Origin of the sequence: Escherichia sp. KCJ4928, from assembly GCF_004352695.1 — a bacterium.
GTDB lineage: Bacteria > Pseudomonadota > Gammaproteobacteria > Enterobacterales > Enterobacteriaceae > ECMA0423.
The window spans coordinates 1-18369 of record NZ_SJWV01000079.1 but is presented as its reverse complement, the minus strand read 5'-3'; the positions used below and the strand labels follow the sequence as shown (position 1 = coordinate 18369).

The following is an 18369-nucleotide window of genomic DNA, read 5'->3' as shown; positions in this document are numbered from 1 at the left end:
TTCTCCCGATTTATTGACCGTCTAAATGAGAGTTTTTGATATATAACTACAGACAGCTACTATAACTTTCATCTATTTATTCACAGCGCGAATGAAAAATAAAACACTCTGCTTTGCAGTGTTTACTTTATAATTAACAGACTTATCTCACTGATCACCCTGTAACGTTCAGAGAGCGTCTTCAGATGTCTATTTATAAAATTCCTCTTCCGCTCAATATTCTGGAAGCTGCACGAGAGCGTATTACCTGGACACTCAACACCCTACCCCGCGTTTGTGTCTCATTTTCTGGCGGCAAAGACTCTGGTTTAATGCTGCATCTGACAGCCGAACTTGCCCGACAAATGGGCAAAAAAATCTGCGTTTTGTTTATCGACTGGGAGGCGCAATTCTCTTGCACCATTAACTATGTTCAGTCCCTGCGCGAGTTGTACACCGATGTCATCGAAGAGTTTTACTGGGTTGCGCTCCCGCTTACGACGCAAAATTCCCTTTCACAATACCAACCCGAATGGCAGTGCTGGGAACCTGATGTCGAATGGGTGCGTCAGCCCCCGCAAGATGCGATAACCGATCCTGACTTTTTCTGCTTTTACCAGCCTGGCATGACCTTCGAACAATTTGTACGTGAGTTTGCCGAATGGTTTTCACAAAAACGTCCGGCGGCGATGATGATCGGCATCCGTGCGGATGAGTCCTACAACCGTTTTGTCGCCATCGCCAGTTTAAATAAACAACGTTTTGCCGACGATAAACCATGGACTACGGCCGCACCAGGCGGTCATAGCTGGTACATTTACCCCATTTACGACTGGAAAGTGGCTGATATCTGGACCTGGTATGCAAATCATCAAAGTCTCTGCAACCCACTGTATAACCTAATGTATCAGGCAGGCGTTCCTCTGCGTCATATGCGAATTTGCGAACCTTTTGGCCCGGAGCAACGACAAGGATTATGGCTCTATCACGTTATCGAACCGGATCGCTGGGCAGCTATGTGCGCACGAGTCAGCGGGGTAAAAAGTGGCGGCATTTACGCCGGACATGACAATCATTTCTATGGGCATCGGAAAATCCTCAAGCCAGAACATTTAGACTGGCAAGAATATGCATTATTGCTGCTCAATAGCATGCCGGAAAAAACAGCTGAGCATTACCGCAATAAAATCGCCATTTATTTGCACTGGTATCAGAAAAAAGGCATCGAGGTTCCACAAACCCAGCAAGGGGACATTGGCGCGAAAGATATCCCCTCCTGGCGGCGGATATGCAAAGTTTTACTCAATAACGATTACTGGTGTCGAGCATTATCATTTAGTCCTACGAAAGCGAAGAACTATCAGCGTTATAACGAACGGATAAAAGGAAAACGTCAGGAATGGGGGATACTATGCAACAACGATTAACGCAGGATTTAACGCAATTTCTCGCCAGCTTGCCGGAAGATGATCGCATCAAAGCGATTAATGAAATCCGCATGGCGATCCATCAGGTTAGCCCCTTTCGTGAAGAGCCAGTGGATTGCGTTCTGTGGGTTAAAAACAGCCAACTTATGCCTAATGATTACAACCCAAACAACGTGGCACCACCCGAAAAAAAACTGCTGAAAAAATCCATTGAAATAGATGGTTTTACCCAACCCATTGTGGTCACGCATACGGATAAAAATGCCCTGGAAATCGTGGATGGTTTTCACCACCATGAAATTGGTAAAGGCTCATCATCATTAAAATTACGCTTAAAAGGTTATTTGCCGGTGACCTGTCTGGAAGGTACGCGTAATCAACGCATCGCCGCGACTATTCGTCATAATCGCGCTCGTGGACGCCATCAAATCACCGCCATGTCGGAAATCGTCCGTGAACTTAGCCAGTTGGGATGGGACGATAATAAAATTGGCAAAGAGCTGGGAATGGACAGCGACGAAGTGCTGCGCCTGAAGCAAATTAACGGCCTGCAAGAGCTGTTTGCCGACCGTCAATATTCCCGCGCCTGGACGGTTAAATAACTAAAGCTGGCGCAGGCGTTCAGCTGCTGCCAGCAACGTCGATTCCTTCTTGGCAAAACAGAGACGAATCAGTTTATGTGGGAAGGGATCGGCGCAAAACACCGACAGCGGAATCGCCGCTACGCCGTGCTCCTGCGTCAGCCACTGGCAAAACTCAACATCATCCAGGGTAGAAACCTCGCTGTAATCCACCAGCAAAAAGTATGTACCTTCACACGGTAAAATCTCCAGCCGGCTTTCATTTAAAGCATTCACCAGAATATCGCGCTTCTGGCGATAAAAGTCCGGTAACGCAAGATAATGCTCAGGTTCTGCACGTAGCATATCAGCAAGCGCCAGCTGTGCCGGGGTATTCACCGAAAAGGTCAGATACTGATGTACCTTGCGAATTTCGGCGCTGATGGGCGCTGGCGCAACACAATAACCCACTTTCCAGCCGGTCATATGATAGGTCTTGCCAAATGAAGAAACCGCCACTGCCCGCTCACGCAGCTGCGGATGCGCCAGCACACTGGCATGGCCCTGTTGTGAAAAGTTGATGTGCTCGTAGACTTCATCGCTAATGACAAAAATCTCGTGCCCGGCGATCGCCTGCCACAAAGCGGCGAAATCAGCCTGCTGCCAGATAGTTGCACTGGGGTTATGCGGAGTGTTGAGGATTACCAGTCTGGTGCGCTCGCTTAATAATGCGGCAAATTCCTGCCAGTCAACGCGAAAATGCGGTGGTTGCAGTGCCATACGCTTCACTATTCCCCCAGAAAGCGCGATGGCGGGAGAGTAACTGTCATAGCTGGGATCAAAACAAATCACTTCATCGCCATTGCGCACCAGTGCGGTAATCGCCGCGTATAACGCTTCCGTCGCCCCTGCCGTTACGGTGATATCGCTATCGGCATCTGGTTGATAGCCATACAAACGTTCCGTTTTCTGAGCAATCGCCTCGCGCAAGGCCTGCACGCCGGTCATGGGCGCGTATTGGTTTGCCCCCTGGGCAACGTGGTACGCCAGCCGCTCCTGTAAATAGCGCGGACCATCAAAATCAGGAAAGCCTTGCGACAGGTTAATCGCCTGGTGTTGCTGCGCCAGCGCGCTCATCTGGGTGAAAATAGTGGTGCCAAGTTGTGGAAGTTTGCTTTGTGGAATCAGAGGGTTATTTGTCATTTTTATTGTACCTGACGAAGTTGCGTGTTGAAGGCACTATAACACGATGCTAGTATTTGGCAATCAAGACGTTTAGATGTCTAAATAAAACAATAAGGACAACACAACATGCCTCACAATCCTATCCGCGTGGTCGTCGGCCCGGCTAACTACTTTTCACATCCAGGAAGTTTCAATCACCTGCACGATTTTTTCACTGATGAACAACTTTCTCGCGCGGTGTGGATCTACGGCAAACGCGCCATTGCTGCGGCGCAAACCAAACTTCCGCCAGCGTTTGGACTTCCAGGGGCAAAGCATATTTTGTTTCGTGGTCATTGCAGCGAAAGCGATGTACAGCAACTGGCGGCTGAGTCCGGTGACGATCGCAGCGTGGTGATTGGCGTCGGCGGCGGCGCACTGCTCGACACCGCGAAAGCCCTCGCCCGCCGTCTCGGTCTGCCATTTGTTGCCGCTCCGACGATCGCCGCCACCTGCGCAGCCTGGACACCGCTCTCCGTCTGGTATAACGATGCCGGACAGGCGCTGCATTATGAGATTTTCGACGACGCCAATTTTATGGTGCTGGTGGAACCGGAGATTATCCTCAATGCACCGCAACAATATCTGCTGGCGGGGATCGGTGACACGCTGGCGAAATGGTATGAAGCGGTGGTGCTGGCTCCGCAACCAGAAACGTTGCCGCTAACCGTGCGACTGGGGATCAATAATGCGCAGGCCATTCGCGACGTATTGTTAAACAGTAGCGAACAGGCGCTGAGCGATCAGCAAAATCAACAGTTAACGCAATCATTTTGCGATGTGGTGGATGCTATTATTGCTGGTGGTGGGATGGTCGGTGGTCTGGGCGATCGTTTTACGCGTGTGGCGGCGGCTCATGCCGTGCATAACGGTCTGACTGTCCTGCCGCAAACCGAGAAATTTCTCCACGGCACCAAAGTCGCTTATGGCATTCTGGTACAAAGCGCCTTGCTGGGTCAGGATGATGTGCTGGCGCAATTAACCGGGGCGTATCAGCGTTTTCATCTGCCGACCACGCTGGCGGAGCTGGAAGTGGATATCAATAATCATGCGGAGATCGACAAAGTGATTACCCACACCCTGCGTCCGGTGGAATCCATTCATTACCTGCCAGTCACGCTGACACCAGATACGTTGCGTGCAGCGTTCGAAAAAGTGGAATCGTTTAAAGCCTGACGTGCAAATTTAGCAGCAGCGCGCGCCGCCTTTTCCACCGTAGCGCGCGTCCTGCCGCTCACGGAAAAACTCTTCGTAGGTCATCGGCGTTTGATCGGGATGGTTAACCCGCATATGTTCGACATAGTTGTCGTAATCAGGCATACCAATCATCAGCTTCGCCGCCTGACCTAAATATTTTCCGGCTTTTGCCAGTGAATCAAACATCTTGGCCTCCGCTAACCATGTTGCTGAAAGAGTGCCGGATGCGGCGTGAACGCCTTATCCGGCCTACAAATGCTATCAACGCGCTCGGTCAGTCCCCTCGCCCCATCGGGGAGAGGGTTAGGGTGAGGAGGAACCCTCGGCACTATGCCAACATTCGCCAACATCCCCCCTCACTCTGACTTTAGTGTGCGCCTTTTGCCTGCGCCACGATCTCCTCGACATTTTCCGGCATTGGCTCATACGGCGTTTCTTTCGCCGTTGGCTTCGGATCTTTCAATGCCGCCAGTGCCGTCTTAATCGAGAACAGCGCCAGAACCACCACGACCACCATAAAGAAGATGGTTAACCCGGCATCCAGACGGTTGTTGAACACCAGTTGCGCCAGCTGTGACTCAGTATACTGCGACGGAATATTGCCGCTGTCGATCATTGCCTGGAACTTATTAGCAATGGCCAGGAAGCCGACTTTCGCATCCGGGCTAAACGCTTTCTGCCAGCCTGCGGTCAGGGTACAAATCAGCAGCCAGGCCGTTGGTACCAGCGCCACCCAGGCGTAACGTTGACGTTTCATCTTGAACAACACCACGGCACAGAGCATCAGCGCCATCCCTGCCAGCATCTGGTTGGCAATACCAAACAGCGGCCACAGAGTGTTAATGCCGCCCAGCGGATCGACCACGCCCTGATGGAGGAAGTAGCCCCACGCCAGTACGCACAGCGCTGTTGCCAGCAGGTTAGCAGGCAGTGAATCGGTCCGCTTCAGGCCCGGAGAAACCACGCCCAGCAGATCCTGCAACATAAAGCGCGCAGCACGCGTACCCGCATCTACCGCCGTCAGAATAAACAGAGCTTCAAACAGAATGGCGAAGTGATACCAGAACGCCACATCCATCATACCACCCAGCGCACCGTGCAGGATGTAAGCCATCCCCACCGCCAGCGTCGGCGCACCGCCCGCACGGGAAATGATCGACTGTTCACCCACTTCGCTGGCAATCTGGTTGAGCGTATCTGGTGTAATGCTAAAGCCCCAGCTACTCACCACCTGCGCGGCAGAAGCGACTACATCCGCCGTCCCTGCCGGAGCCAGCACCGCCATTGGGCTGTTCATGGCAAAATACACGCCCGGATCGATGATACAGGCAGAAACCAGCGCCATAATCGCCACGAAGGATTCCATCAACATCCCACCGTAGCCGATAAAGCACGCCTGCCCTTCGTTCGCCAGCATCTTCGGCGTGGTGCCGGAAGAGATCAGCGCATGGAAGCCAGACACCGCACCACAGGCGATGGTGATAAACAGGAACGGGAACAGGTTACCGGTCCATACCGGGCCAGTGCCATCGACAAATTTGGTCAGCGCAGGCATGGTCAGCGTCGGGCGCATAATCAAAATGCCTACCGCCAGACCGACGATAGTCCCGATTTTCAGGAAGGTCGAGAGATAGTCACGCGGGGCCAGCAGCAACCACACCGGCAGCACCGCCGCCACAAAACCGTAGCCCACCAGCATCCAGGTCAGCTGCACGCCGGTAAAGTCAAAGTACGGTGCCCAGGTCGGACTTTCTGCCACCCAGCCGCCAGAGATAATGGCGAAAATCAGGAACACCAGGCCAATCACTGACACTTCGCCAATGCGGCCCGGACGCAGATAGCGCAGGTAGATTCCCATAAAAATCGCCAGCGGAATGGTGAACGCAACGGTATACGTTCCCCACGGGCTATGAGTCAGGGCTTTCACCACGATCATCGCCAGTACTGCAAGGATAATGACCATGATCATAAAGCAGGCTACCAGCGCAATCACCCCGGCAGTTGGCCCCATCTCTTCTTTGACCAGCTCACCCAGCGATCGACCGTCACGGCGCGTAGAAACAAACAGCACCATGAAATCCTGCACCGCACCAGCGAGAACCACCCCGGCGAGCAGCCAGATCATCCCTGGCAGGTAACCCATTTGCGCCGCCAGTACCGGCCCAACCAACGGACCTGCTCCGGCAATGGCCGCAAAATGGTGACCGAACAGCACTTTCTTGTCCGTCGGCACATAGTCCAGCCCGTCGTTATGGCGCACCGCTGGCGTCATACGCGTCGGGTCAACCGCCAGCACATTTTTGGCGATATACAGCCCATAAAAACGGTAAGCGATCAGATAGATACAGACCGACGCCACCACAATCCACAGCGCGTTGATCTGTTCCCCACGATTTAAAGCAATGTATCCCAGAGCAAATGCTCCCATTACAGAGAGCACTGTCCAGACGAGGTATTTCCCTGATTTGTTCATAGTTGTTATCCGTGTGCGTGTCCATAGAGATGTTACATTTTGTTTCTATAACATCTTTGTACGATTTAACAACACGGTAACCATGTAAATCGGAGTTGAAACCAATATTTAACTTAACAATGTTAACTCGATCACTCCGTTAACCGAGTTTTCCTGCAATCTCATTTAATTCTGTCGGGCTCATCCCAAAACTGCCGTACCCAGCCGACAAGTGCAGCAACGCCGCCCCTGTTCATCGAAAACGACGATTTCCCAGCTCTGATTTTGCCGCCCAAGATGCAGCGGCTGGCAGACGCCGCGTACCTTGCCTTCAGACACCGGGCGATGATGGGTGGCGTTAAGTTCCGTACCCACCACACACTGCCCGTCACGGGTCATCATAAATCCGGCCATCGATCCCAGTGTTTCAGCCAGCGCCGCCGACGCGCCGCCATGCAGCAGGCCAAACGGCTGATGAGTACGGGTATCAACCGGCATTTCGGCTTCCAGCACATCATCTCCCAGACGGGTATACACAATTCCCAGATGCGCCACCATTGTGTTATCGCTGGTGGCGTTCAGTTCGTCGAGCGTTAAATGGCGTTTCCAGATCATGCTTATGCCCCCAGCGTTGAGCCGCCATCGACCACAATATCCTGTAGGGTGATATGGCTGGCGAGGTCAGAGGCGAGGAACAAAATCGTGTTGGCGATCTCTTGTGGACGGGCGATTTTCCCCAGCGGAATGCCGAGTTTAAACTGCTCGCCAAAGCCGCGAATACGCTGTTCTTCGGCGTCATCGCTCACCCACAGCGTGCGTTGCATATCGGTGTCGGTGGAGCCAGGCGAAACCACATTACAGCGCACGCCGCTACCCGCCAGTTCCAGCCCGACGCTCAACGCCAGGCTTTTCAGCGCCGCTTTCGATGCGCCATAAGCACTCATACCAATACGCGGCGTGTGTGCGGCGTCGGACGCCACAGTGACAATCGCCCCGCCCCGCTGACGGCGAAACTGGTTCATGGTTTGCTGGAACAGGTTAAACGCACCGCCGACGTTAACCGCAAAAGTCTGCTGCCAGTCCTCTTTACTGAGCTGATCGGTCGCGCCCATGCGCAAAATTCCCGCCGCATTGATCAGCACGTCCAGTCGCTCCGTTTCAGCTAACAGTCGCTGACATACCTGCGCCACCTGCCCGGCGTCGGCAACATCCATTACTTCGGTCGCAAAGGGATATTGCTCCTGAGTGAACGCTTGATCAAAACCTGTAACTTTCGCTCCCGCCTCAACAAACGCCAGCGCCGTGGCGTAGCCGATACCTTTACCTGCGCCGGTTACCCAGACATTTTTACCGCTGAAATCCATTATTTCACCTCGCGGGAGAGTAGCTTCCACCAGGCGTCGATGGTCGGGTTTTTCGCCAGCATGACAAAGTCGATATCACCATGCACTTTGCGCCAGCGCGCCGCCAGCGCCATCATGCGCACCGAATCCAGACCGTAGTCGATCAGGTTGTCGTCATCGAACGGTTCATCGGACTCGTCCAGCAACGGCAGGATAACCTCACGCAGCGCCGCTTTGCTGGCGGGGACAGGTGCTGGCAGTAATTCTTCAGTCATCACCACCCGGCCAGACCGCCCGGCCACATATTTCAGCGACATCAAATGCTCGTCACGGCTGAAATCGGCCAGCGCATCCGCCACCATAAACGGTTTAATATCGCGCATAAATGCGTCGGTTGCGGTGGTCATACAGCCAATGTGGGCATATACCCCGGTAATAATCAGCTGGTTACGTCCACTCTCTTTGAGCATTTGCTCCAGCGGAGAACGATGAAACGCGCTGTAGCGCCACTTCACCAGCACCGTGTCGTCGGCATCTGGCGTCAGGCGATCCACCACCTTTTGCTGTTCCGGCGAACGGGTCAGGCCCGGCCCCCACATATCATTCAACAGCGCCCGATCTTCATCGCTCTGCTCTTTCGGCTGGGCGGTGTAATAAACCGGGATATTGTGCTGTTTGCAGTAGTCGCGCAGCGCAGCAATATTCGCGATCACCTGCTCCATCATCGGGCAGTTCTCGCCCCAGAAGCTGACAAAATAGTCCTGCATATCATGGATTAACAACGCGGCACGTTGCGGTTCAAAGGCCCAGTCGACTTTATTCTTAGGGATATCGTGAGACTCCGGCAGTGCGTAAGCCTGTAATTTTGGAATAGCCATCGTGTTCTCTCCTTCAGGCTGATGCGCGTGACGCCAGCCACTGACGTAATTGTTTTTTATCGACTTTCCCGACCGCCGTCAGCGGAAGTGAATCTACACACTCCACGCGATCCGGTAATTTAAATTCGGCAATACCCTGTTCACGCAGGAAACGACGCACCTGCACCGCGCGCAGCGGTTCTTTCACCACCAGATAAGCGCAGCTTTTTTCGCCCATCAGCTCATCTTCCATGCTCACCAGTGCGGCGTAGATCACCGCCGGATGGCGCAGCAGCAGGTTTTCGATCTCTTCGGCAGCGATCTTCTCACCGCCACGGTTGATCTGATCTTTCTCGCGCCCCTGCACGGTGATGTACCCCTCTGGATCAATAGAGATCAGATCGCCGGAACAGTAAAAACCGTTGGCATCAAAGGCGCTGGCATTGTGCTGCGGGCTTTTGTAATAGCCACGGAAGGTGTACGGACCGCGGGTCATCAGGCGTCCAACTTCCCCTTGCGGCAGTGGATTTCCTTCGGCATCGGCAACCCACACTTCATCGTCCGGACACATTGGGTAACCCTGGGTATGGATAATTTTCTCCGCGCTATCATCAAGACGGGTGTAGTTCACCAGCCCTTCCGCCATGCCAAACACCTGCTGCAACTGGCAGCCAATCTCAGCGGGAATACGCGCCGCAAGGGTGGCAGAAAGACGTGCGCCGCCGACCTGTAACAGTTTCAGCGAGGCAAGCTGCGCCCGGCTTTCACCTTCGGTCAGCGCCTGCAACCACAGGCTGACTGCCGGTGGCACCAGCGCGGTGACGTTCACCTGATGTTTTTCAATCAATGGGAAGCAAAGCGTGGCGCTGGGATCGGCCGCCAGAACAACCGTTCCTCCGGCAAGAAAGACGCCCAGCGATCCCGGCGAACTCATGGCGTAGTTATGAGCCGCCGGGATCGCGCACAGGTAGCGTGTCTGTTGTGTGAACTGACAAATCTCGACGCTACGACGCACGCTGTAGTAGTAGTCGTTATGAGTGCGCGGGATCAGTTTCGGTGTGCCGGTGGTGCCGCCGGAAAGCTGGAAATAGGCCACTTCATCAGCAGGTGATGGCGTGGCAGTAAAATCCTCAGCCGGATGGTTAATCGCATCCTGCAAGTTATGCTCACCGCTGTCGTTGTGCAGTTGCACCACGCGAATGGAGGAATGTTCTGTGACGAAAGTATTGAGGAAATCATCCCCGCTAAACAGCGCATGTTGGCGATCGGCAATCAGCAATGCGGGTTCAATCTGGCTGGCATAGGCGTTCAGTTCACTACGCTGATGGCTGAACAGCGCCAGCACCGGCGCAACGCCCAGTTTCAGCAGCGCGAAAAAGGTAATATACAATTCAGCGACGTTACCCAGTTGTACCAGCGCGGTTTCACCAGGTTTAATGCCCTGACGGCGTAAACTACACGCGAGGTTATCCGCCGCCTGATTCAGCTCCCGGTAACTCAACTGTCGCTCGCCGTCGATAACCGCGATGCTGTCACTCGCAGCGTGGCGAGTCAGAATGTCGGTCAGCGGCAAATCCTGCCAGTAGCCTTTTTCCCGATAGCGACGGGCAAACTCTTCCGGCCAGCGGGTGAATGGAATGCTCATCCTCGCTCCTTAATGCAATCCAAAAACGTTCAACATGGTAGAAAGTTTGACGCCTGTTTCGCGCCACTCACCCAACGGTGACGACGCAGGCACAATCCCCGCTCCGGCAAACAGACGCACCTGATTTTCCCGCAGCTTCGCGCAGCGGATGGTCACCACCCATTCGCCGTTACCTTCGCTGTCACACCAACCCACAATGCCGCCAAACAGTTCGCGGTCGAATGGCTCCAGTTCAGCAATAACCTGGGTCGCGGCCTGATGCGGGAAACCGCTCAGCGCGGGGGTTGGATGCAGCAGACAGGCCAGAGTCAGTGCGTTTTCTTGCGAATTCGCTTTACCTTCAAAGGGAGTTGCGAGATGCCACAGCGTCGGCGTGGTAATCAATTGTGGAGAGGAGGGAACGTGTAACTCACTACTGCGTTCGCGCAGTACCTCTTTCATCGCCTGAGTCACCAGTTCATGTTCATGGCGATCTTTTTCTGACGCCAGCAGACGATTACCCGCTTCGCGATCGAGCACTTCATCCGGCTGACGACGCGCGGAACCGGCTAACGGAATGGAGCTAAAACGCTCGCCGTCTTTACGTAGCAGCAGTTCCGGGCTGGCCCCCAGCAGGACGCCACCATCAGCCAGCGGGACATGGAAGTTGTAACTAACCGGGTTTTGCGCAATCAACCGTTCCAGCAATACGCCACTATCAATGGCGGCGTCAGTGGTGATATCAATCAATCGTGACAACACCACTTTGTCGACCTGCGGCGTGGCGGTAAGTGCGGCGGCGCGGGCAACCATCTGTTCAAACGTGGTTTGTTCAGGAATTGCCTGGCGTTCCACCACGTTCAGCGACTGGCTGCGGGTAAAACGGCGGGCTGAGGTCTGTTTTTCCTGGCGGGAGAACGACTGCCAGGATTCGGGAATATACAGCGACGAAGGCTGACGTGGATCGAAGGGAATCGCCCCGACCATCACCGGATTTTTGATGCCCTGCGCTTTGGCATCGGCAAACAGCGCGGCGAGTTTTTGCTGGAAGGGACTGTCGGGCGAATCCCCGTTCACAGCCGGTTCATCGAAGCGGGCGAAACATCCTGACGTCGTAAAACTGCGGTACGGCGACATAAAGAAAAAGCGATTGGGCGCAAGTGTTGCCATGGTCTGCTGTACTTCCTCAGCCAGTGACGTATCCATATCATCCTCCACAAAATGATAAAGGCTTTAATAATGATTATCATTTATATTTTCGGTCGCTAACCTAAAAGCAAACGCGCACTATGTCAACTCTTGAGGTAACGCAATCTGCAACTCGGGGTTGCATCTGGTTGTGGTTACAATGAAAATGAGAAGCATTATTGATGGATTCGCATAAGCGCAATGTGATGTCCTGCGCCGTTCTGCCCCCTCTCCCTTCCAGGGTGAGGGCTGGGGTGAGGGTTAATGTTCGCACCAGTGCTGGCTGTTCCCCTCACCCTAACCCTCTCCCCAAAGGGGCGAGGGGACGGATTGTGCGCTTTGTCGAATTTGTCATTACGCCCTTAACCTTATTAATAACAGGAAGCTGATTTGTGAGACTCGCCCCGCTCTACCGCAACGCCCTTCTATTAACAGGACTTTTACTTTCAGGAATAGCCGCAGTTCAGGCCGCTGACTGGCCGCGTCAGATTACTGACAGCCGTGGCACACATACACTGGAAAGCCAGCCGCAGCGTATTGTTTCCACCAGCGTCACCCTGACCGGCTCACTGCTGGCGATTGATGCTCCGGTGATCGCCAGCGGCGCGACCACGCCGAATAACCGCGTCGCGGATGACCAGGGCTTTTTACGCCAGTGGAGCAAGGTGGCGAAAGAACGCAAACTGCAACGGCTCTATATCGGCGAACCGAGCGCCGAAGCCGTTGCCGCGCAAATGCCGGATCTGATTTTAATTAGCGCAACCGGCGGGGATTCGGCGCTGGCACTGTATGATCAGCTTTCCACCATCGCCCCGACATTAATCATCAATTACGACGACAAAAGCTGGCAGTCGCTGTTAACGCAGCTTGGCGAAATTACCGGGCATGAGAAACAAGCGGCAGAGCGGATTGCACAGTTTGATAAGCAACTGGCAGCGGCGAAAGAGCAAATCAAATTACCGCCGCAGCCGGTCACTGCCATTGTCTATACCGCCGCTGCACACAGTGCCAATCTCTGGACGCCGGAATCAGCACAAGGGCAGATGCTGGAACAACTCGGCTTTACGCTGGCGAAGTTGCCCGCAGGGTTAAACGCCAGCCAAAGCCAGGGCAAACGCCATGACATCATTCAGCTTGGTGGGGAAAATCTGGCTGCTGGGTTAAATGGCGAGTCACTATTCCTGTTCGCCGGTGATCAGAAAGATGCCGATGCGATTTATGCCAATCCACTGCTCGCGCACCTGCCCGCAGTACAAAACAAGCAGGTTTATGCGCTGGGAACCGAGACGTTCCGCCTGGATTACTACAGCGCCATGCAAGTGCTGGAACGACTTAAGGCGCTGTTTTAAGCATTAACTGTCAGACGCTGTCACCTGCGGCGGCGTCTGGCGAAAACGTCGCAACTCCACCAGCACCAGCAATAACAACACGCCGATAATCAACAAACCAAAACCGCTCGCGCTTGCGGAAGCAACCGGTGTCATCATCGCGCCCAAACCACCCAGCAGCGCCGCGCCTATGGCATCGCCCGTCACGTTCTGCGCCGTCCACAAACCGTTAATCCGCCCTAACATCGCTTCCGGGGTTTGCGTTTGCAGCATTGTATATTGCAGCAACGAACTAACCGCGCTCAGCCAGCCGAACAGCGCCAGACAAACCACGCCTAAAATCCACATCGGCATCAGGCCAAACAGACCAATGGCGAGGAACGATCCCAGCGTGGAGAGCAGCATCAATAACCCTGGTCGCGCACTATGTGCCAGCTTCCCGCTGGTTAACGCACCAATAGCCGCGCCGAGCGGGATCGCCGCGTAGAGAAAACCAATCTGTGCCGCTGACATCTGCCAGTTGTCAGCCAGCGCCGGATACAGTACCCGCACCGCGCTCGCCATCGTCAATAAACCACCCAGCAGCGCAATCCCGCCCACCAGCGGGCTGGCAAGCAGAAAACGAAATCCTGCCAGTAATGATTTCAACGGATGCTCACGCGGCTGCGGTGGCGGTGGCAACGCCGGAAGGCTTAACAACGGTAGCAAGGTAATAAACGTGCCCGCCGCCGCCAGCCCGTAGTTCCAGGCTACGCCACCGGTCGCTAGCAATAAACCGCCAATCATGGGCGAAATCACCGACCCCAGACGCACGGTCAACATGGTGATCGCCCCGGCCTGCATTAAGTTTTCACGCCCTACCAGTGCTGGTGTCGCCGCCAATAGCGCCGTAACGCCAAGCGATGCGAAAAAACCATCCCATAAACCAAGTAAATAGATTGCCAGCAATGACGGCTCCGGCAGCAGTGCATTAAGGCACAGTCCAATGAAGCCAATGCCACAGGTGCCGCGCGCCAGCAAAATCACTTTTTTGCGCTCATAGCGATCCGCCAGCACACCGCCAACCATCAGGCCAACAAACATCGCGCCGCCGGTCAGCGTCACCGAAAGCCCCACCTGCCAGGTAGAATGCGTCATCATCTGGATCTGCACCGGCACCGCGACGCCGAGCAAACCCAGAGACACAATTGAGATAAAACGAGCGAGGAATACTGCGCGAAACGCCGGGTGCGTTTTCAACAGGCTGAGGTTAAGCAGCCAGGATTGTTTATTCATTACAATGCCTTGCCATCAAATATTTTAAATACCTATTCTTAGGCTGCACATGCTAACATATCCAAATAAGATCGATAACGATAATTAATTTCATTATCATGGAAGTTCGTATGTCTGGTTCTGTTGCCGTGACACGCGCCATTGCCGTGCCCGGATTGCTGTTATTACTGATTATCGCGACGGCATTAAGCCTGCTCATTGGGGCAAAATCACTCCCCGCTTCCGTAGTGCTGGAGGCCCTCTCCGGCACCTGCCAGAGCGCCGACTGCACCATCGTGCTCGACGCGCGACTGCCGCGCACCCTTGCCGGTTTACTTGCAGGCGGCGCGCTTGGCCTTGCCGGGGCGTTGATGCAAACCCTCACCCGAAATCCACTTGCCGACCCCGGCTTGCTTGGCGTGAATGCCGGAGCCAGCTTTGCCATTGTGCTGGGTGCGGCGCTGTTTGGTTACTCATCCGCGCAGGAACAACTGGCGATGGCCTTCGCCGGGGCGCTGGTGGCCTCATTGATTGTTGCCTTTACCGGCAGTCAGGGCGGCGGGCAGTTAAGTCCGGTGCGTTTAACCCTGGCGGGCGTGGCGCTGGCGGCGGTGCTGGAAGGACTGACCAGCGGCATCGCCCTGCTTAATCCTGACGTCTACGATCAACTGCGTTTCTGGCAAGCCGGTTCGCTGGATATTCGCAATCTACATACCTTAAAAGTGGTGCTGATCCCGGTGCTGATCGCCGGAGCAACTGCGCTATTACTGAGTCGCGCGCTGAACAGTTTGAGCCTCGGCAGTGACACCGCGACGGCGCTGGGCAGTCGCGTGGCGCGCACACAGTTAATTGGTCTGCTGGCGATTACCGTGCTTTGTGGTAGTGCGACAGCGGTAGTTGGCCCGATTGCCTTTATTGGCCTGATGATGCCGCATATGGCGCGTTGGCTGGTGGGTGCCGATCATCGCTGGTCGCTGCCCGTCACGCTACTCGCCACCCCTGCCCTGCTGCTGTTTGCCGATATCATCGGGCGGGTGATTGTGCCCGGCGAGTTGCGCGTTTCTGTGGTCAGTGCGTTTATTGGTGCACCGGTGCTGATCTTCCTCGTGCGACGTAAAACGCGAGGTGGTGCATGATTTACGTCTCTCGCCGATTACTCATCACCTGTTTGCTGCTTATTTCCGCCTGTGTGGTTGCAGGTATCTGGGGATTACGCAGCGGTGCCGTCACGCTGGAAACCTCGCAGGTATTCGCCGCGCTGATGGGCGATGCGCCGCGCAGTATGACGATGGTGGTCACCGAATGGCGTTTACCACGCGTGCTGATGGCGCTGTTGATTGGCGCGGCACTGGGCGTCAGCGGTGCGATTTTTCAGTCGCTGATGCGTAACCCGCTCGGCAGCCCTGACGTAATGGGCTTTAACACCGGGGCGTGGAGCGGCGTGCTGGTGGCGATGGTGCTGTTTGGTCAGGACCTGACGGCTATCGCGCTGGCAGCAATGGTGGGCGGCATTGTCACTTCGCTGTTGGTCTGGCTGCTCGCCTGGCGTAACGGTATCGACACCTTTCGGTTGATTATTATCGGCATCGGCGTTCGCGCCATGCTGGTGGCCTTTAATACCTGGCTGTTGCTGAAAGCGTCTTTAGAAACGGCGCTAACAGCGGGTTTGTGGAATGCCGGATCGCTCAATGGCCTGACGTGGGCAAAAACTTCGCCTTCCGCACCCATCATTATATTGATGCTCATTGCCGCCGCCTTGCTGGTGCGGCGAATGCGCTTGCTGGAGATGGGCGATGATACCGCCTGCGCGCTGGGCGTCAGCGTCGAGCGTTCGCGTCTGTTAATGATGCTGGTTGCAGTGGTGCTTACCGCTGCGGCAACGGCGCTTGCCGGGCCGATTTCCTTTATTGCTTTAGTCGCGCCGCACATTGCCCGACGCATTAGCGGCACCGCTCGCTGGGGGCTGACCCAGGCGGCGCTGTGCGGAGCGCTGTTACTGCTGGCGGCCGATCTCTGCGCCCAACAACTGTTTATGCCGTATCAACTTCCGGTTGGCGTCGTTACCGTCAGCCTCGGCGGTATTTACCTTATCGTCTTGTTAATTCAGGAGTCTCGCAAAAAATGACCGAATCAGTAGCCCGTTTGCGCGGCGAACAGTTAACCCTGGGATATGGCAAATATACCGTTGCGGAAAATCTGACTGTAGAAATTCCTGATGGTCACTTCACGGCAATTATCGGACCAAATGGCTGTGGTAAATCCACGTTACTGCGTACCTTAAGCCGCCTGATGACGCCTGCTCACGGGCATGTCTGGCTGGATGGCGAGCACATTCAACATTACGCCAGTAAAGAAGTTGCACGCCGGATTGGTCTGTTGGCGCAAAATGCTACCACGCCGGGCGATATCACCGTGCAGGAGCTGGTGGCGCGTGGACGTTATCCGCATCAACCGCTGTTTACCCGCTGGCGCAAAGAGGATGAAGAAGCGGTAACGAAAGCGATGCAGGCCACGGGAATAACTCATCTGGCAGATCAAAGCGTGGATACCCTTTCTGGCGGACAACGCCAGCGAGCGTGGATCGCGATGGTGCTGGCCCAGGAAACGGCAATTATGCTGCTCGACGAACCCACGACCTGGCTGGATATCAGTCATCAGATTGATCTACTGGAACTGTTAAGCGAACTGAACCGCGAGAAAGGCTATACCCTGGCGGCGGTGCTGCACGATCTTAATCAGGCCTGTCGTTACGCCAGCCATTTGATTGCATTGCGGGAAGGGAAAATTGTTGCTCAGGGAGCGCCGAAGGAGATTGTCACTGCTGAACTGATTGAGCGCATTTATGGTCTGCGATGCATGATCATTGACGATCCGGTAGCCGGAACGCCGCTTGTGGTGCCGCTCGGACGAACGGCACCTTCAACCGCAAATAGTTAAACTAAGTGGTCTGCCATCATGGCATCCTGTTTTCTGGATGCCATCGCATAGCGCAATAACACGCTACCACAAGCCACCATCCCGCCGATCAGCGCGGAAAGGATCACAATAATCGCCTTACCCGGACCGTCTTTTTTCACTGGCAATGACGGGCTTAACTGATATTTAAACGGCGTAAAATTCACATCGTTGATATTTGCTTTTGTTAACTGCTCAACAAGATACTGACGATTACGTAATTCACCGTTCAGTTCCGCAACGTCAGTGACCGCTTTTTCAATTTCCAGTTTGCGTTCAATACCGTCTGCGCCGAGAGAAATAGAGAAATCGGGGTCATCTTTAACGGCCTGACCATTACTGTATACGGGCTTTTTAATTCCCGCCGCGTTGGCAATGTCGAGTGAATAATTGAGGCGCTGAATGTTTGCATCAAGTTGATTTTTCGTTTTAATGCGATCCTGAGCCAGTTTTTCTTTTTCAAACTGGGTTTTGATCTCCAGTTTATTACGGACGTTTTCTATCGACTCTTTCACCACCAACGCAGAGATATAATCGATATACCCGCTCAAAACGGTCTGCGCCTCTTTACTGGTTGGCGCGGTAAAACTTAGCGTCCAGGAGGTATACAGTGACGGTTCATCTTTTTTCTTACTGGCATTGTCATCAACCGCTTTCATTTTTTCGCTCAATGCAACAATAGCGCGATGCAAATCCAGTTCATCGATTTTCGCCTCTTTTAATTGGTCCATCACATAAGGTGATGAACGCAGGTACTCTTCCAGCAAGCTAACAGACTGAAACTTCTTGATAAACAGGTTAAATGCACCGCCACGGTCGATATTAACATCGAGATCAAGAACGCGGAGTTTGGTAAAGGTTTTCTCCAGGTCCTGCCACTGAATGGCTTCGGCGGGAGTAATAACGGCTGAGCTGGTCCATTTTTGCGGCAGGATGAAAGAGATCAGTAAACCTGCGCAGGCAAATGCAAAAACGACCGCC

17 protein-coding genes are annotated in these 18369 nt (G+C 54.2%); 7 read left to right on the top strand and 10 right to left on the bottom strand.

All coding sequences use genetic code 11. The annotated features are described in order from the left end of the window. Window positions 1-185 precede the first annotated feature (185 nt). Both E0D98_RS13205 and E0D98_RS13200 read left to right on the top strand, forming a co-directional pair. Entirely contained in the window at window positions 186-1406 is a 1221-nt protein-coding gene (locus E0D98_RS13205; protein ID WP_000029813.1) for a phosphoadenosine phosphosulfate reductase, read from the top strand. After that, window positions 1379-2008 carry a ParB/RepB/Spo0J family partition protein gene (locus E0D98_RS13200; RefSeq protein WP_131890685.1) on the top strand — a complete coding sequence of 210 codons (630 nt, stop codon included), beginning with the start codon at window positions 1379-1381 and terminating at the stop codon, window positions 2006-2008. The genes E0D98_RS13205 and E0D98_RS13200 overlap by 28 nt, the downstream gene beginning before the upstream one ends. Here E0D98_RS13200 and ybdL read toward each other — a convergent pair whose 3' ends face one another. Next, window positions 2009-3169, bottom strand: a complete 1161-nt coding sequence (gene ybdL, locus E0D98_RS13195) for a methionine-oxo-acid transaminase (RefSeq protein ID WP_000183936.1) — start codon at window positions 3167-3169, stop codon at window positions 2009-2011. Between the two features lie 108 nt (window positions 3170-3277). Between ybdL and hcxA the strand changes: the two genes are divergently transcribed. Next, window positions 3278-4366 (top strand): hydroxycarboxylate dehydrogenase HcxA, encoded by a 1089-nt coding sequence (hcxA, locus tag E0D98_RS13190; protein ID WP_001120434.1) that lies wholly within the window; start codon window positions 3278-3280, stop codon window positions 4364-4366. A gap of 9 nt (window positions 4367-4375) precedes the next feature. Here the strand turns inward: hcxA and E0D98_RS13185 are convergent, their stop codons facing one another. From E0D98_RS13185 to entC, 7 genes are all read right to left on the bottom strand, one after another. Continuing rightward, a complete protein-coding gene (locus tag E0D98_RS13185; RefSeq protein WP_000460431.1) occupies window positions 4376-4573 on the bottom strand; it encodes a YbdD/YjiX family protein in 198 nt (65 codons plus the stop codon). Between the two features lie 181 nt (window positions 4574-4754). Beyond that, window positions 4755-6860 carry a pyruvate/proton symporter CstA gene (gene cstA, locus E0D98_RS13180; RefSeq protein ID WP_001043134.1) on the bottom strand — a complete coding sequence of 702 codons (2106 nt, stop codon included), beginning with the start codon at window positions 6858-6860 and terminating at the stop codon, window positions 4755-4757. A 180-nt stretch (window positions 6861-7040) separates the two neighbouring features. Then, window positions 7041-7454: a proofreading thioesterase EntH gene (gene entH, locus E0D98_RS13175; protein WP_000637953.1), complete on the bottom strand. Its 414-nt coding sequence runs from the start codon at window positions 7452-7454 to the stop codon at window positions 7041-7043. 2 nt (window positions 7455-7456) lie between these two features. Further along, entirely contained in the window at window positions 7457-8203 is a 747-nt protein-coding gene (entA, locus tag E0D98_RS13170; protein WP_000347664.1) for a 2,3-dihydro-2,3-dihydroxybenzoate dehydrogenase EntA, read from the bottom strand. Further along, window positions 8203-9060: an enterobactin biosynthesis bifunctional isochorismatase/aryl carrier protein EntB gene (entB, locus tag E0D98_RS13165; RefSeq protein WP_001007122.1), complete on the bottom strand. Its 858-nt coding sequence runs from the start codon at window positions 9058-9060 to the stop codon at window positions 8203-8205. Before entB ends, entA begins: the two co-directional genes overlap by 1 nt. A gap of 13 nt (window positions 9061-9073) precedes the next feature. Continuing rightward, the gene (entE, locus tag E0D98_RS13160; protein WP_000026805.1) at window positions 9074-10684 is read right to left on the bottom strand and encodes a (2,3-dihydroxybenzoyl)adenylate synthase EntE; all 1611 of its coding nucleotides are present in this window, start codon (window positions 10682-10684) and stop codon (window positions 9074-9076) included. 9 nt (window positions 10685-10693) lie between these two features. Continuing rightward, on the bottom strand, window positions 10694-11869 hold the full coding sequence (gene entC, locus E0D98_RS13155; protein ID WP_001295313.1) for an isochorismate synthase EntC: 1176 nt from the start codon (window positions 11867-11869) through the stop codon (window positions 10694-10696). A gap of 374 nt (window positions 11870-12243) precedes the next feature. On the opposite strand from entC, the gene fepB reads away from it, so the two are divergent. After that, the gene (gene fepB / locus E0D98_RS13150; protein ID WP_001234312.1) at window positions 12244-13200 is read left to right on the top strand and encodes a Fe2+-enterobactin ABC transporter substrate-binding protein; all 957 of its coding nucleotides are present in this window, start codon (window positions 12244-12246) and stop codon (window positions 13198-13200) included. 3 nt (window positions 13201-13203) lie between these two features. Here the strand turns inward: fepB and entS are convergent, their stop codons facing one another. Then, on the bottom strand, window positions 13204-14454 hold the full coding sequence (gene entS, locus E0D98_RS13145) for an enterobactin transporter EntS (protein WP_001041789.1): 1251 nt from the start codon (window positions 14452-14454) through the stop codon (window positions 13204-13206). Between the two features lie 110 nt (window positions 14455-14564). On the opposite strand from entS, the gene fepD reads away from it, so the two are divergent. The 3 genes from fepD to fepC are packed head-to-tail and all read left to right on the top strand — an operon-like array spanning window position 14565 to window position 17370. Continuing rightward, window positions 14565-15569, top strand: a complete 1005-nt coding sequence (gene fepD / locus E0D98_RS13140; RefSeq protein WP_001295314.1) for a Fe(3+)-siderophore ABC transporter permease — start codon at window positions 14565-14567, stop codon at window positions 15567-15569. Beyond that, on the top strand, window positions 15566-16558 hold the full coding sequence (fepG, locus tag E0D98_RS13135) for an iron-enterobactin ABC transporter permease (RefSeq protein WP_000640969.1): 993 nt from the start codon (window positions 15566-15568) through the stop codon (window positions 16556-16558). The genes fepD and fepG overlap by 4 nt, the downstream gene beginning before the upstream one ends. After that, a complete protein-coding gene (gene fepC, locus E0D98_RS13130) occupies window positions 16555-17370 on the top strand; it encodes an iron-enterobactin ABC transporter ATP-binding protein (RefSeq protein WP_000140647.1) in 816 nt (271 codons plus the stop codon). Before fepG ends, fepC begins: the two co-directional genes overlap by 4 nt. Here the strand turns inward: fepC and wzz(fepE) are convergent. Next, window positions 17367-18369: LPS O-antigen length regulator Wzz(fepE) (gene wzz(fepE), locus E0D98_RS13125; protein ID WP_131890682.1), on the bottom strand; the 1003-nt coding region annotated here is incomplete at its 5' end. The genes fepC and wzz(fepE) overlap by 4 nt on opposite strands.